This window comes from Sulfitobacter sp. SK025, from assembly GCF_003352105.1.
In the GTDB taxonomy this organism is placed as follows: Bacteria; Pseudomonadota; Alphaproteobacteria; order Rhodobacterales; family Rhodobacteraceae; genus Sulfitobacter; species Sulfitobacter pontiacus.
In genome coordinates this window covers 1196781-1211531 of record NZ_CP025808.1, presented here as the reverse complement: position 1 = coordinate 1211531, position 14751 = coordinate 1196781, and the positions used below count along the sequence as shown (strand labels likewise).

Annotated in this window: 11 protein-coding genes; 3 read left to right on the top strand and 8 right to left on the bottom strand. The window is 61.1% G+C overall.

The window, feature by feature from the left end; all coding sequences use genetic code 11:
• Nucleotides 1-288 precede the first annotated feature (288 nt).
• Nucleotides 289-2094, top strand: a complete 1806-nt coding sequence (locus tag C1J04_RS19505) for a hypothetical protein (RefSeq protein WP_216825233.1) — start codon at nucleotides 289-291, stop codon at nucleotides 2092-2094.
• A gap of 98 nt (nucleotides 2095-2192) precedes the next feature.
• On the opposite strand, the gene C1J04_RS05860 is transcribed toward C1J04_RS19505, so the two are convergent.
• The 4 genes from C1J04_RS05860 to C1J04_RS05845 all read right to left on the bottom strand — a co-directional run bounded on the left by C1J04_RS05860 (nucleotide 2193) and on the right by C1J04_RS05845 (nucleotide 6633).
• Entirely contained in the window at nucleotides 2193-2444 is a 252-nt protein-coding gene (locus tag C1J04_RS05860; RefSeq protein ID WP_009826335.1) for a hypothetical protein, read from the bottom strand.
• A gap of 1 nt (nucleotide 2445) precedes the next feature.
• Nucleotides 2446-2898 (bottom strand): DUF6634 family protein, encoded by a 453-nt coding sequence (locus C1J04_RS05855; RefSeq protein ID WP_009826334.1) that lies wholly within the window; start codon nucleotides 2896-2898, stop codon nucleotides 2446-2448.
• Nucleotides 2899-2979: 81 nt separating this feature from the next.
• A complete protein-coding gene (locus tag C1J04_RS05850; RefSeq protein ID WP_009826333.1) occupies nucleotides 2980-4029 on the bottom strand; it encodes an AAA family ATPase in 1050 nt (349 codons plus the stop codon).
• Between the two features lie 321 nt (nucleotides 4030-4350).
• Nucleotides 4351-6633 (bottom strand): adenosylcobalamin-dependent ribonucleoside-diphosphate reductase, encoded by a 2283-nt coding sequence (locus C1J04_RS05845; protein WP_005852090.1) that lies wholly within the window; start codon nucleotides 6631-6633, stop codon nucleotides 4351-4353.
• A gap of 123 nt (nucleotides 6634-6756) precedes the next feature.
• On the opposite strand from C1J04_RS05845, the gene C1J04_RS05840 reads away from it, so the two are divergent.
• Nucleotides 6757-7188, top strand: coding sequence for a DUF1489 family protein (locus C1J04_RS05840; RefSeq protein WP_005852088.1), 432 nt, complete (start codon nucleotides 6757-6759; stop codon nucleotides 7186-7188).
• Nucleotides 7189-7323: 135 nt separating this feature from the next.
• Here C1J04_RS05840 and hisG read toward each other — a convergent pair whose 3' ends face one another.
• The 3 genes from hisG to hisS are packed head-to-tail and all read right to left on the bottom strand — an operon-like array spanning nucleotide 7324 to nucleotide 10597.
• Nucleotides 7324-8013: an ATP phosphoribosyltransferase gene (gene hisG, locus C1J04_RS05835; protein ID WP_009826332.1), complete on the bottom strand. Its 690-nt coding sequence runs from the start codon at nucleotides 8011-8013 to the stop codon at nucleotides 7324-7326.
• On the bottom strand, nucleotides 8010-9089 hold the full coding sequence (locus C1J04_RS05830) for an ATP phosphoribosyltransferase regulatory subunit (protein WP_009826331.1): 1080 nt from the start codon (nucleotides 9087-9089) through the stop codon (nucleotides 8010-8012). The genes hisG and C1J04_RS05830 overlap by 4 nt, the downstream gene beginning before the upstream one ends.
• Nucleotides 9089-10597 (bottom strand): histidine--tRNA ligase, encoded by a 1509-nt coding sequence (gene hisS, locus C1J04_RS05825; protein WP_009826330.1) that lies wholly within the window; start codon nucleotides 10595-10597, stop codon nucleotides 9089-9091. Before hisS ends, C1J04_RS05830 begins: the two co-directional genes overlap by 1 nt.
• Before the next feature lie 158 nt (nucleotides 10598-10755).
• Between hisS and C1J04_RS05820 the strand changes: the two genes are divergently transcribed.
• Nucleotides 10756-10950: a SlyX family protein gene (locus tag C1J04_RS05820; protein ID WP_009826329.1), complete on the top strand. Its 195-nt coding sequence runs from the start codon at nucleotides 10756-10758 to the stop codon at nucleotides 10948-10950.
• 45 nt (nucleotides 10951-10995) lie between these two features.
• Here the strand turns inward: C1J04_RS05820 and dnaE are convergent, their stop codons facing one another.
• Entirely contained in the window at nucleotides 10996-14529 is a 3534-nt protein-coding gene (dnaE, locus tag C1J04_RS05815; protein ID WP_009826328.1) for a DNA polymerase III subunit alpha, read from the bottom strand.
• Between the last annotated feature and the right edge of the window lie 222 nt (nucleotides 14530-14751).

Here is a 14751-nt window from a genome sequence, read left to right as displayed (position 1 = left end):
GCGTTGACCGGATGACCAGAGCTGGGCGTCAGCAGCGGGCAAATCCGGCATAGATGTACCTCCGGCTGCATCTGCTTCCTGAGCTTAGCCGAGATGAAAACCGGATGCAGAATCCGTCACGCAAACCGAAAAATAGTTTCGTTACCTTGCACGCATTTTAATTGCCGATCCGCTGAAGGCATCAAAGATCCGCCGACTTTCTGCATAATCCGTCGCCTCATGAACCTCGAGCCAGATCAACCCACTCGCCTTGCAGTGTTTAGAGCCACAGACCAAGGCGCTCTCGGGATGTCCTACCGGTTCAACAGCGGCTTCGTAGGTCCGGGTCCTGCCCTTTGGTGGGTGGTCTTTGCACCGAATGATTGCCATGTTGCCTCTATTGGTAATCGGGTCAGGGATCTTGCAGCCATGCAATCGAAACGGTTGAAAGATGTCGAGGCCTTTTACAGCATTCTCGCACAGCTGCCGACACGGCGACTCGGCGAGTGCAGCGGGCAGAATGCCTGGCCCGAGCGCGGCGTCTACTTCTTCTTTGAAGACGGAGAGACACGCTCGGATGGGTCTCCGCGCGTTGTCCGAATTGGCACCCATGCATTGACAGATGGAAGCAAGTCCACGCTCTGGGGGCGCCTTAGCCAGCATCGCGGCACGGTTAATCCCAAGGGCGGCAATCACAGGGGATCCGTTTTTCGCGATCGTGTCGGACGGGCGCTTTTAAGAAAAGCCGGAGCCGATATTCCCGGTTGGGGAGACAGCAAGCGTGGCACGCCTGACCAGCGCGCAATCGAGGCCGATCTCGAAGCGCGGGTCAGCGATGTCTTGGGGCAAATGACAATCGCATGGCTGGACGTGCCTGATGCGCCAGGCCGGGCCTCTCTGCGCGGCTTTGTCGAACGCAATGCGATCGCCCTTCTGGCGGGCCAAGAGCGCCCGTCGCAAGGATGGTTGGGCCACATGAGTGACCGCGCGCCAATACGCCTTTCCGGGCTGTGGAATAGCAATCATGTCGCAGAGGACTATGACCCGGACTTCCTGAAGGTTTTTGCACAGATCGCATCTGGTTCCGCAACGACACCCCCCGAAACCGCAGCCAGAAGAGTTGTGATGCAATGCGCGAAGTCGAAGCGCACCGGCGGTTGGTTCCTGGATCTCGATGGGACAGAGATCCGGTTTGTGGCTGATCCTGCCTTGGCGCCTTCCGTTCCGGGCACCCGCGCAGCGCATCCTGATGACATCGCGCATGACGGTCAGAGCTGGCGGAGTTTTGTTCTGGCCTACAATGCCCGATACCGCGCGACCAGAAGCAACCCTTTCGGCCTCCATCCGGCTGGCAAGCTTTATACCAATCCGGCGTACGACAGTCTCTGCAAGTTGACCGATCATGCGTATATCCTCTCGGCCTGCTGGGGGATCGTGCCGAGCAATTTCCTGCTGCCGAACTACGATGTCACCTTCAGCCGTTCACAGGGGACGCCGGACCATGCCCTGCGCCGAAGCGATGACGGTTGGCTGGACTTCAGCATGCTTCCCCAAGGCTCCGATACAGACCTGATTTTCGTCGGCGGACAAAGCTACCTGGCAGCCTTTGAACGGCTCTCCCGAGGCTACGCAGGAAAGAGGATTGCATACCACGCACTCTCCGATGCTCCGGTCATCCCGGGCGTCGAGATGCGCCGGTACGACACGACCACGCGCACCAACTGGCATTACGAGCTGGCCCATCAGATGACCGTGGGCAATAAGCCTCAAGAGGCGGAAACCAATCCCGAAAACATCGCCGCAACCGCTGAGATGAAGTCGAGGTCGCACGCGGTCGTCCCAAGAAGGCTCGGCCAGTATGGCAAGTACACGCCGTTCAACGCATACCTGCTGACGTTGCCGGACTCGCAGCAGACAGCAACGCTCAGCTTTGCGGCAATGGAGCAGATCCTTGAGGCAAGTCTTCCGCCGTCATCGCGGTCCCGTGTCGCGGTTTGGTGGGCGAATGGTGGGCACTCTCAAGCAAACGCCTGGATGGATGCCGGGTTCAGGAAAGCCGCCCACAGGATGACCGGTGACGATGCCTCTTCCTGGGTCCGTTTCGAAAGAGTGTAAGAATCTCATCTTGTGTTGCCGGCTTTGCGCAGGCGCGCGCAATACGAGGGCGCAAACCCGTCACACGCCGAATTGCGGCCGGCCCTTGTTGTGCAACGTCAATCCTCACTGCCATCTTCGGCCCCGCGTTTCCGCTCCAAGGACGTCCATACGAACTCGCCAGTCTTCTTGTTCCTATGGATCGCCACCCGGTCGCGCCTGAGTTTTCGAAACGGCATGTTCTCCTCCTGCAGTTCCCGCGGTGAGATCTCCCCACGTTCCAGCCGCTCCTCGTCGTGTTGCCGAGCGCGCGCTTTCTGCCGTTGCCGTTCCGCGAAGTTGAAGTGCTTGGGGCCTTCTTCATCGGACATGTCAGCCCTCCCCACTGTCGTTGAACACCATACGTTCTCGCCAGGCCCCCAACAGTTCATCAAGCAGGGACAAGTCATCCAGCGGCCGATACCCAGGCACGTCGATCTGCACGAAGCCGGAAGGTGCCTCGTCCATCCCGAGCCCCTTGGCTATGGACCTCTCATAGTCGGAGAACGGGCGACCCAGCGCATACCACCGGGATGCCGTGCGTGCCCAACCCCGGTTGGCGTCAATCGCGACGAGCTGTGAGGTCGTGATCCAACCGCCCGCAAGTCTCGGGTGACCCGACACCATGCCCCAAAGGATTGGTGCGCCGCGGCGAGACACATGGGGACGCCAGTAGTTCAGCACAGGTGCCTCGGCGAGGTCAGTTTCGGAAGGGCCACCATCGGCGGCTTTGATGGCGGCACGTATCTTTTTGGCCCAGTGGGGCTGAGCAGGTTTCTTGTTCATGGCGAACTCCAAAATTGAAAAAGGCATGATTGATGGACGACGGCGGTCGGGGAGGTCATTGCCATCCCCTCGCGACAATTCTCAGTGCAACACAGGGCGGTTCACTGCATGCTCGACAGCATCCAGCATCCGAACGACCGATCTCAGGCTGACATGGTGCGGGGTCCGGATGGCCTCGACGACCTCCTTGACCGCATCAACGGCATCCTGGGGAAGATCACGACGCGCCCCTTCCTGGTCCGCAAAGCCGGTCAGATGTTCCTGTGTGAGGGCCGTCAATTCGGTGGGAGGGCAACGGCTCAGAAACGGCTCTGACAAACCGCGGAGTGTGTTGGCTGTGAGCACCCACGTGATCCAGGACATGTCGAAAGAAATACGGAAGTACGGACACGCCCAACGAAGCGCGGTAGACCTTTCGAGGAGTGGCAGCAGCCCCTCATCCAGAGAATAGCGCTGACCGCCAGTCGACTGGACACCCCCAGCCTTCTCGATCTCGTCGATCACGATCACAGGATTGGCTATTTGAGACGCCATGATCCCTTCCAGAACCTTTCCTGGGCTTGCGGATCCCCAGCCCCGCTGAGACCCCGTAACAGCAAATGGCGCAGGCTCCCCTGTGGCTTCGATGATTGTCGTTGGCACGGAGAGCAGATCCCCAAGCAGGCGGGCAAAATAGCTCTTCCCGATCCCAGGCGGGCCGACGAGAAGCATGGGCCGGACAAGGGGCGCAGGATCGCCGTTGCGGACCGAAGCGCGCATGTCTTGCCAGAGACGCTCTGTTGCAGGAGCCATCCAGGGCATCTCCGTGTGGAGGGCGCTGGCGATCTCGTCGGCGCGATGCTCGGTCTCGACCGGCATAAGCATTGCACCCTTCCGGAAGACCTCGAGCCGCGCACGGTCTTTTCTGTCGAGGTGCGCCAACCCGGATTGGTTCGCGACCGTGCGGAGATATTTTTGCGTCCGGCGCTCTATCTTCGCGCGGTCCTCTTCCGACAAGCCCAACTCATCTGGAGGATTCTCCATGTTCTCCCTGTACCGCCACAGGAAACGTTTCAGGCGCGTATTGATCTCGAATTCAGACTGCAGGTTTTCGGGAGGGAACCTGACATCGGCAAACGGTATTCGGGGCATTGGATGTCCTCTCTGAGCCGGCGCGCCATTCGATTGGCGACCAACATTCGGCAGCGCGGGGCTGCCAGGGGTTTCAGTAAGAGGATCCGGATCCTTAAGAAGGTTATGAGAACATGGCGCCGGCCGGGTCAACCTAGGCGCCAAGGAGACCGCCCGGAACGCAAGAATGCCGGCCTCCTCGGACCGGCATTCTTCAGATCAAGCAATATCAATGACTTAGCTTCCAGTGGTCATTTTATACCCAGCAAGAGTCCGTTTTTCTGGCCGGAATGTCCCTCAATTGCCCGCCGAAACAAGGACAAACACTCACCCCAACTCCAATCAGCCACACTTACTATGGCCGCAGCTGCCGCAGGTCATGCAGCCTTCGACCATGCGCAGATCGTATTGGCCGCAGCTGCTGCAGGCTTTGCCGCGGGGGGCCTCCAGGCCGACGACCTTGGCTTGCGGGTCGGATTTCAGCCCCTGCCCTTCGCCCGCGATAAAACCGGTGGCGATCAGGTGTTGTTCGATCACGCCCCCGATGGCGGCCAGCATCGACGGGATGTATTTGCCGCGCATCCAGGCGCCGCCGCGCGGATCAAAGACGGCCTTCAGCTCTTCGACGACAAAGGACACATCGCCACCGCGACGGAACACGGCAGAGATCATGCGGGTAAGCGCGACCGTCCAGGCAAAATGCTCCATGTTCTTGGAGTTGATAAAGACCTCGAACGGACGACGATGCCCGCCGATCACCACATCGTTGATGGTGATATACAGCGCATGCTCGCTGTCGGGCCATTTGATCTTGTAGGTGGAGCCCTCAAGCTCTTCCGGGCGGTCCAGCGGATCGGACATATAAACGACCTCGCCGCCTTCCTCTGCGGTGGCTTGGGCCGCAACCTCGCCCGGGGCTGTATCGGCGCTTTCCGACACCGACAGAACCGATCCGGTCACGTCATTGGGACGATAGGTCGTGCAGCCTTTGCAGCCTTGATCCCAAGCGGCCATATAAACATCCTTGAACGCGTCAAAGCTGATGTCTTCGGGGCAGTTGATGGTTTTCGAGATGCTGCTATCGACCCATTTCTGTGCCGCGGCCTGCATCTTGACGTGATCCAGAGGGGCCAGCGTCTGTGCATTGACGAAATAGTCGGGCAAGGGCGCGTCGCCCTTCAGATCGCGCCACATCTGTACGGCGTAATCGACGACTTCTTCCTCGGTGCGGCTGCCATCCTTTTGCAGAACCTTGCGGGTGTAGGCATAGGCAAAGACCGGTTCGATCCCCGAGCTGACGTTGCCTGCATAAAGGCTGATGGTGCCTGTGGGCGCAATCGAGGTCAAAAGCGCGTTGCGGATGCCGTTTTCGGCAATGGCGTCGCGCACATCCTCATCCATCTGCTGCATGGTGCCGGAAGCCAGATAGGCGTCTGCCTCGAACAGCGGGAAGGCACCCTTTTCCTTCGCCAGATCGACGGAGGCCAGATAGGCCGCCCGCGCAATCGCCTTGAGCCACGCCTCGGTCTGCTCTGCCGCCGCGTCCGAGCCATAGCGCAGCCCGACCATCAACAAGGCATCCGCCAGACCGGTGACACCCAGACCGATGCGGCGCTTGGCTTTCGCCTCTGCCTGCTGTTCGTCCAGCGGGAATTTCGACACGTCAACGACGTTGTCCATCATGCGCACAGCGGTCGCGACCAGCTTGTTCAGCGCCTCGACATCCAGCTGAGGGTTGTCGCCAAACGGATCGGATACCATCCGCGCCATATTGATCGACCCCAGCAAACAGGCACCATAGGGCGGCAGCGGCTGTTCCCCACAGGGGTTTGTGGCGGCGATGGTTTCGCAATAGCTCAGGTTGTTGGCCTCGTTGATGCGATCAATAAAGATCACACCGGGCTCGGCGAACTCATACGTGGCTTTCATGATCCGGTTCCACAGATCACGGGCCTGAACGGTGCGATAGACCTTGCCGTTGAACTGCAGATCCCAGCTGGCATCGGCCTTGACCGCATCCATGAAAGGGTCTGTGATCAGCACGGACATGTTGAACATCCGCAGCCGCGCGGGGTCGGATTTCGCGGCGATGAAGTCTTCGACATCGGGGTGGTCACAGCGCATTGTGGCCATCATCGCGCCACGGCGCGACCCGGCGGACATGATGGTCCGACACATCGCATCCCAGACATCCATAAAGCTCAGCGGGCCCGATGCGTCAGCAGAGACCCCCAGCACGTCCGCGCCACGGGGCCGGATGGTGGAAAAGTCATAGCCGATCCCGCCCCCCTGCTGCATGGTCACGGCGGCTTCCTTGAGCATGTCGAAGATGCCGGCCATGCTGTCAGGCACGGTACCCATGACGAAACAGTTGAACAATGTCACACGGCGCGCAGTACCTGCCCCGGCAGTGATGCGGCCCGCGGGGAGGAATTTGAAATCCTCCAGCGCTTCGTAAAATGCCTCTTCCCATTTTTCCGGTGCTTTTTCGACCTGTGCCAGATCACGGGCGATTCGCCGCCAGCTGTCTTCTACCGTCACATCACGCGGCGTGCCGTCGGCATCTTTAAAACGGTATTTCATGTCCCAAATCTGTTCGGCAATGGGGGCGGCAAATCGTGACATATTCGATTCCTTGAGGGCTGTTTGGGAAGGTGTTCACCATACCCCAAATCAAAGCGCAAGCACAACAGGTTGAAGAAAGTGTGTATTAGAATACATGATGCTGTAGCAGCGACGGAGGATTCTGTGAAAAATCATATACATCTCATCAAGTTGTCCGTTGGCACGGAAACCGTCGATGACCTGGCCGCATGGCAGGAAAAAAAACGCGTGCAAACCGAGGACGGTTTTCCCCGTCACGTGACGCGCATGTGGCCCAAACGCGAACCCGAGATTCTGAACGGCGGGTCGATCTTCTGGGTGATCAAAGGTGTGATCCAGTGTCGTCAGAAAATCCTGCGTCTGGACGAGACATCGGGCGCGGACGGCGTGCGCCGCTGCGCGATCGTGCTGGACCCCAAGATCATCCGGGTGCAAGGCAGCCTCAAACGCCCGTTTCAGGGGTGGCGCTACCTCGCGCCGCAGGATGCCCCTGCCGATCTGCCCGAAGGCCGCGACCACGAAGAGCCCCTGCCCATCGAGTTGAACCGCGCGCTGGCCGAGATCGGCGTGCTCTAGCAGCAGCGCCTGCGCACGCATCCCCCGCGGGGTTCGAGTTTACTTGGCAAAATGAAGCAGGGCCGCGCGTGCCTCTTCATTTTGCCCTTAAACTCCCGCCGGAGGCGCATCCGCAGGATGCCGCGCGCATGCGCGTCAGGACAGCCGCGCCAGCAGGGCCGTCATCGTCGCGCGATCCGTATCATCCATCTCTGCCATCCGGCTGCGCCAAAGCGTCGCCTGTGACCGCAGGATCAGCCCGTCGGACAGGATCTTGAGGTGATTGGCGCGCAATGTCTCCCCGCTCGAGGTGATGTCGGCGATGGCCTCTGCGGTTTCATTCTTGATCGTGCCTTCGGTCGCCCCCTGGCTGTCGACCAGCGCATAATCCGCGACACCGGTGCTGCGCAGGAATTCCCGCACCAGCCGGTGGTATTTCGTCGCAATGCGCAGGCGGAACCCGTGCTTGTCGCGGAACGCCGAGGCGGCGGCATCCAGATCATCGAGCGTATCAACATCGATCCAGGCCTGAGGCACCGCGATGATCAGATCGGCGTGCCCGAAGGCGAGCTCTTCTACCGGGGCGACGAGCTGATCCCACAGCGCCAGTTTCTCTTGCACCAGATCGGTGCCGGTGACGCCCAGATGGATACGGCCAGCGGCGAGTTCGCGGGGGATTTCGCCCGCAGAGAGCAAGATCAACGACACGCCCTCAATGCCTTCCACGGCCCCCGCGTATTCACGTTCGGAGCCCGTGCGCTGCAAGGTGATCCCGCGCGCGGCAAACCATTCAAAGGTTTTCTCCATCAGACGCCCTTTGGAGGGCACACCGAGTTTGATCGTCATTGGCCTGCCTCCAGTTCCAGCATCAGCCCGGGGCGCATGACCCCGCCCACCGCGGGGATTTCGCCGCCCTGCCCCAGCCGCCGTGTCAGCGCGTCATAGCGTCCGCCTGTGGCGATGGTGGGCAGATCGGGCCGTGTCGCCGCGCGGAAGCCGAAGACGAACCCGTCATAATATTCCATCGACACGCGGCCAAAGCTGGCTTCGAACATCAGGTTACCGGTATCGACACCGCGGCCGGCAAGCGCCTTTTCCCGCGCCGCGACACGGTCCACCGCATCAGAGATCGCGGGCATATCGACGGCAAGGTCATGCAACTGGCTGATCGCATTGGGCATGGTTTCACGCACATCCAGCAGCGCCAGCAGCAAGGACACCTGCGTCCGCGACAGGGCCGGCTCGGTGGCGTCGGCGCGCAGGGCGGCGATGCGTGTTTCAATCTCGTCCAGACTGCGCAGGCCGATCAGAGGTGCGGTGATAGCACCGTCACTGGCCAAGAGCGCCGCGCGGGTCGCGGGCATCGGCGTTTTGCCAGCATAGCGGTCGAGCAGCGCACGGAACCGGCGGGGCCGCCAAATGTGCCGCATCAGTGCCGCCTTGCGCGACGCCGATGTATCCAGCCCCGCAACCGCAGCCATCAAGATACCGATATCCCCCGTCACGGCAGTGACCGGAAGCCCCTCCAACGCGCCCTGGATCAGGGCAAAGACTTCGGCATCGGCTGCCGCGGGATCGCCGCGGTCAAAGACTTCGTAGCCCGCCTGAATATACTCATTGGCGCGGTTGGGATCACGTTCCTGACGGCGGAACACTTCGCCCGCGTAGGTGTAGCGTGCCGGGTCCGCCCCATGGGCCATATGCATCTGCACCACGGGCAAGGTATAATCGGGGCGCAGCATTTGTTCGCCCCGCATCGCATCCGAGGTAACATAGGCGCGCGCGCGGATGTCTTCGCCATAAAGGTCGAGCAGGGTCTCGGCGGGTTGCAGGATCGGCGGTTCCACCACGGCGGCGCCCTGCGCCTCGAACAAAGAGCGCAGGCTTGCGGCTTTGGCGAGGATATCGGATCGTGTAGCCATCAGCGGTTCAGCTCCAGTATCTCGCGCACTTTAGAGACAAGATCCCCACGCGCCACTTCGTATTGGCTGGGGCGGTCTTTCCATTCCTCCAGCGTGGCGCTTTCAGCGATTTTCGCGCCAAGGATCAGGTCCTTGATCTGGATCATACCCTTGTCGAATTCATCCCCGCCCGCGATCACCGCCACCGGGCTGGCGCGGCGGTCTGCATATTTCAGCTGGTTGCCAAAGTTCTTTGGGTTGCCGAGATAAACCTCGGCCCGGATGCCTGCCTGACGCAATTCGGCGACCATCGCCTGATAGTCGGACATGCGTGCCTTATCCATCACGGTCACCACCACGGGCCCTTCGGCCTGCGCCGACATCCGGCCCTTGGCCTGCAGTGCTGCAAGCAGCCGGTCGACGCCGATAGAGACCCCCGTTGCAGGGACTTCCTGACCGGTGAAGCGCTTGACCAGATCGTCGTACCGCCCGCCCCCTGCGACAGAGCCAAAGTTGCGGGGCCGGCCTTTTTCGTCCTGGATCTCGAAGGTCAGTTCCGCCTCGAACACCGGACCGGTGTAATAGCCAAGACCGCGCACGACAGAGGGATCGATCTCTACGCGGTCAGCGCCGTAGCCGCCGGCCGCCATCAGATCGGCGATGGTTTCCAGCTCGTCCACGCCCTGCGCCCCTGTTTCGGAACCCGCGACCAGTTCACGCAGCCGCGCGACGGTTTCCGCACCGCTGTCGCGTTTGGCTTGCATAAAGCCCATGACCACATCGGCCTGAGTATCGCTCAGCCCTGCGCCATCGGTAAAGTCGCCGCTGTCATCCTTGCGGCCCGCGCCCAGCAATGCGCGTACGCCGTCCAGTCCCAGCCGGTCGAGCTTGTCAATCGCACGCAGCACGATGCCGCGCTCGTGGGCGAAATTGTCGGGGTTGGCGGGGTCGAGCACGCCTGCGACCTCCATCACACCGTTAAGCACCTTGCGGTTGTTCACCCGCACGATGTAATCGCCGCGGTCGATCCCGACTTCTTCCAGACAATCGGCCAGCATCGCGCAGATCTCAGCATCGGCCGCGACCGACGGTGCGCCGACCGTATCGGCATCACATTGATAGAACTGGCGGAAGCGGCCCGGCCCCGGCTTTTCGTTGCGCCAGACCGGCCCCATCGCATAGCGCCGATAGGGCGTGGGCAGATCATTGCGGTGTTGAGCATAGACGCGTGCCAGCGGTGCTGTCAGGTCATAGCGCAGGGCCAGCCAGTCGCCGGGCTTGTCCGCCTCTGCATCCTCTTGCCACGCGAAGACGCCCTCATTGGGGCGATCCACATCGGGAAGGAACTTGCCCAAAGCCTGCACCGTCTCGACCCCGGAGCTTTCCAGCGCGTCAAAGCCATAGCGATGATAGACCTGCGCAATCTTATGCAGCATCTCGGCACGCTGTGTTACTTCTGCACCGAAATAGTCACGAAACCCCTTTGGCGTTTCGGCCTTGGGGCGGGGGGTCTTTTTTGGCTTGGCCATTGGATCACATCCTGTGGGCTGAATATCGCGCTTCGCGTCTAGCCCAACCCCCCGCCAAGGGCAAGCGACGCGGCCCCGCCGCGGCACGCATCCCCCCTTATCGAACGCCATACAACCTGTTAGGAGGACGGCAAACGCGCAAGCTGCAAGGTGCCCTCATGGATAAGCTCGAAGAACAAATGGCCCATCTGATCCGTACGGTGGATGACCTGTCCGATGTCGTCGCCCGTCAGGAGACAGAGATCGCGGTGCTGACACGGCGGGTTCATATGCTGATGCAGCGCGAGGGCGAACGCGAGGCAGCGGGCGCCGACGGGGTTGTCATCGGCAACGAACGCCCGCCGCACTATTGATCGGATGCCTCATCCAGGAAGCTGCCGTCGCCCCATTGGGCCGCGTTAGATTTCCTCTACCTCCATCACGCCGGTCAGGGACCGGATCGCGCCCTTGATCTTGGGGGTGACAGGGTATTCGGCGCAGAGGTCTACCTCCACCTCGCCGGGCAGGGTCGGGTCCATCAGGCACAGTTGCACCGGCCCCTTGCCCGCGCTGCGCGCCGCGGATCGGGCACCGGCCAACACATCGGCGACCGCCTGAATAGCCCCCGCATCATCCACAAAGATCCGCAGCCCCATGTTGCCCGCATCCTCGACCACCGTATCGATCGGCACCACGGACCGGCCCAGCAGTTTCAACTGGTCGCTTTCCATCGTCGCCTCGACCATAACCACGACCTTCGACCCTGTCTCAAGGTGGTCGCGCGCCAGTTCCAGCGTGTCCGAGAACAGCGTCACCTCATAAGCGCCCGTCGGGTCCGACAGTTGCGCAAAAGCAAAGCGGTTGCCGCGCGCTGATTTACGTTCCTGCCGTCCGGCGACGATCCCTGCCAGGCGGGCATTCATCGCCCCTTTGACCGAGACTTTCTCGGTCAGCTCGTCCAGCGTCAGGAAGGGCACACCGCCTGTTGCGGATTTGCGCTTCATCGGCCCCATGTAATCGTCCAGCGGGTGGCCGGACAGGTAGAAGCCCACGGCCTTGAACTCTTCGGTCAGGCGCTCGGCGGCTTCCCAATCGTCGCAAGGCACGATGCGCGGCTCTGGCAAGTCATCCCCCGCCTCGCCAAACAGCGACACCTGATTGGAGGCTTTCTGCTCGTGGATCGCGGCGGAATAGCTGACCAACCCGTCCAGCGACTGCCAGACGCGGCGGCGGTTGTTGTCCAGCTGGTCGAACGCTCCGGAGCGGGCCAGCATTTCCAGCGGGCGTTTCCCCACCCGTTTCAGATCAACCCGCCGCGCCAGATCAAAAAGCGTGGCAAAGGGCTTGTCCACACCGTCAACCTTGCGGCCTTCGGTGATCAGCTTCATCGCCTCTACCCCGACGTTTTTCAGCGCGCCCAAGGCATAGACCAACGCGCCCTCGACCACCTTGAACGTCGCGTCACTGCGGTTCACACAAGGTGGCACCCAGGGCAGTTCCAGCCGTTTACGGACCTCTTCGAAATAGACCGCCAGCTTGTCGGTCAGATGGATATCGCAGTTCATCACACCAGCCATGAATTCGACCGGATGGTTCGCCTTGAGCCATGCGGTCTGATAGCTGACCACCGCATAGGCGGCGGCGTGGGATTTGTTGAAACCGTAGTTGGCAAATTTTTCCAGAAGGTCGAAAACCTCAGACGCCTTTTTCTTGTCGACCCCGTTGGCCATCGCACCCTTTTCGAACTTGGGGCGTTCCTTGGCCATTTCCTCGGCGATCTTTTTACCCATCGCACGGCGCAGCAGGTCAGCGCCGCCAAGGCTATAGCCCGCCATGACCTGCGCGATCTGCATCACCTGTTCTTGGTAGACGATGATGCCCTGCGTTTCCTCGAGGATATGGTCAATCGACGGATGCACGGATTCCCGTTCGCGCTGGCCGTTCTTGACCTCGCAATAGACCGGAATATTCTCCATCGGGCCGGGCCGGTACAGCGCGACCAAGGCGACGATGTCTTCGATACAGGTCGGCTTCATCCGCTTGAGCGCATCCATCATGCCGCTGGATTCCACCTGGAACACCGCCACCGTCTTGGCGCTGGCATAAAGCTTGTAAGAGGCCTCGTCGTCCAGCGGGATGGTGGCGATATCGTCGATCAGCCCCTCGGGCGGCTCGAACAGCTCTGTCCCGTCGGCGGCCACATGCAGGTGACGGCCCGAGGATTTGATCTGGTCTACCGCGTTCTGGATGACGGTCAGGGTCTTGAGGCCCAGAAAGTCGAACTTGACCAGACCGGCCTGTTCGACCCATTTCATGTTGAACTGCGTCGCGGGCATATCGGAGCGTGGATCCTGATACAGCGGCACCAGCGCGTCCAGTGGCCGGTCCCCGATCACAACCCCCGCCGCGTGGGTCGATGCGTTGCGCAACAGCCCCTCGACCTGCTGGCCATAGTTCAACAGCCGCGCGACGACTTCCTCGTTCTTGGCCTCCTCGCGCAGGCGCGGTTCATCCGCCAGCGCCTTTTCGATGCTGACGGGTTTCACACCCTCGACAGGAATCATCTTGGATAGACGATCCACCTGCCCGTAAGGCATCTGCAACACCCGCCCGATGTCACGCACCGCCGCCTTGGACAAAAGCGCCCCGAAGGTGATGATCTGCCCCACCTTGTCGCGCCCGTATTTGCGCTGCACATACTGGATCACCTCTTCCCGGCGATCCATGCAAAAGTCGATGTCAAAGTCGGGCATCGAGACCCGTTCGGGGTTCAGGAACCGTTCAAACAGCAGTTGATAGCGCAGCGGGTCCAGATCGGTAATCGTCAGCGCATAGGCCACCAGACTGCCCGCCCCCGAGCCCCGTCCCGGCCCGACGGGAATATTATTGTCTTTCGCCCATTTGATAAAATCGGCAACGATCAGAAAGTAGCCGGGGAACCCCATGCCCTCGATGATGCCCAGCTCGAAATCCAGCCGCTTTTCATATTCCTCGACGGTGGTGGCATGGGGGATCACCTTCAGCCGGTTTTTCAGCCCCTCATGCGCCTGCCGCTTGAGCTCTTCAATCTCGTCATCCGCAAACTTCGGCAGGATCGGATCACGGCGATAGGCCATAAAGGCACAGCGTTTGGCGATCTCGACCGTGTTCTCGATGGCTTCGGGCAGATCGGCGAACAGCGTCACCATCTCGGCCTGCGACTTGAAGTAATGCTGCGCGGTCAGCCGGCGGCGTTCGTGCTGCTGATCGACATAGGCCCCATCCGCGATACAGATCAGCGCGTCATGGGCCTCATACATATCGGCGTTGGGGAAATAGACATCATTCGTCGCGACCAAAGGGATGCCCATGTCATAGGCCATCTCGACAAAGCCCCGTTCGGTCAGCTGTTCGGCTACGGGCTGGCCATCCTCGCCGGGGTGGCGCTGCAACTCGACATAAAGCCGGTCGGCAAAAGCCCCGTGCAGCCGTGCCATCAATGCCTCTGCCGCGGGACGTTGACCGCCCTGCAACAGCTGCCCCACGGGGCCGCCTGCCCCGCCTGTCAGACAGATCAGCCCACCGTTCAGCGCCTCCAGCTCCTCCAAAGTGACCTGCGGCAGCGCCCCGCCCTTGTCGATATAGAGGCAGGAGTTCAGCTTCATCAGGTTTTCATACCCGGCCTCGGATTGGGCCAGCAAAACCACAGGGGCCGGATCGCGCGGCTTTTCCCCTGGTTGCACCTTCACATAGGCCAGATCCACCTGACAGCCGATGATCGGTTGCACACCGGCCCCCGCCATGGCGACCGAGAATTCCAACGCGGCGAACATGTTATTGGTATCCGTCAGGGCCAGCGCCGGCATATCGGCCCCCTTGCACAGATCAGGCAGCTTTTTCAGCCGCAACGCCCCTTCCAACAACGAATACTCGGAGTGCGTGCGCAGGTGAATGAATCGGGGTGCTTGTGCCATGGGGGCAACTTACCCAAGCCCACCCGCAGTCACCAGTCCCACCGGCACCCTGCGCCCGTTTTTCCAGCAACACGACAGGCCCTTGAGCGCAGGACGCCACGAAATCTCTTGCCAAGCCCCCTTGCCCCCGCCTAGCCTCGTTCAACATTTGCCCGCGCCGCGTTCTACGTCGCATCGAACGCCGCGCAGATCACGGGCTGAGGTACCGCGGCGGAACGAACC

What these genes read in the sequence shown, in the direction of transcription:
- C1J04_RS19505 (WP_216825233.1), top strand. Translation starts at nt 289, where the DNA reads ATGTCCTACCGGTTCAACAGCGGCTTCGTAGGTCCGGGTCCTGCCCTT.
- C1J04_RS05860 (WP_009826335.1), bottom strand. Translation starts at nt 2,444, where the DNA reads ATGTCCGATGAAGAAGGCCCCAAGCACTTCAACTTCGCGGAACGGCAA.
- C1J04_RS05855 (WP_009826334.1), bottom strand. Translation starts at nt 2,898, where the DNA reads ATGAACAAGAAACCTGCTCAGCCCCACTGGGCCAAAAAGATACGTGCC.
- C1J04_RS05850 (WP_009826333.1), bottom strand. Translation starts at nt 4,029, where the DNA reads ATGCCCCGAATACCGTTTGCCGATGTCAGGTTCCCTCCCGAAAACCTG.
- C1J04_RS05845 (WP_005852090.1), bottom strand. Translation starts at nt 6,633, where the DNA reads ATGTCACGATTTGCCGCCCCCATTGCCGAACAGATTTGGGACATGAAA.
- hisG (WP_009826332.1), bottom strand. Translation starts at nt 8,013, where the DNA reads ATGACGATCAAACTCGGTGTGCCCTCCAAAGGGCGTCTGATGGAGAAA.
- C1J04_RS05830 (WP_009826331.1), bottom strand. Translation starts at nt 9,089, where the DNA reads ATGGCTACACGATCCGATATCCTCGCCAAAGCCGCAAGCCTGCGCTCT.
- hisS (WP_009826330.1), bottom strand. Translation starts at nt 10,597, where the DNA reads ATGGCCAAGCCAAAAAAGACCCCCCGCCCCAAGGCCGAAACGCCAAAG.
- C1J04_RS05820 (WP_009826329.1), top strand. Translation starts at nt 10,756, where the DNA reads ATGGATAAGCTCGAAGAACAAATGGCCCATCTGATCCGTACGGTGGAT.
- dnaE (WP_009826328.1), bottom strand. Translation starts at nt 14,529, where the DNA reads ATGGCACAAGCACCCCGATTCATTCACCTGCGCACGCACTCCGAGTAT.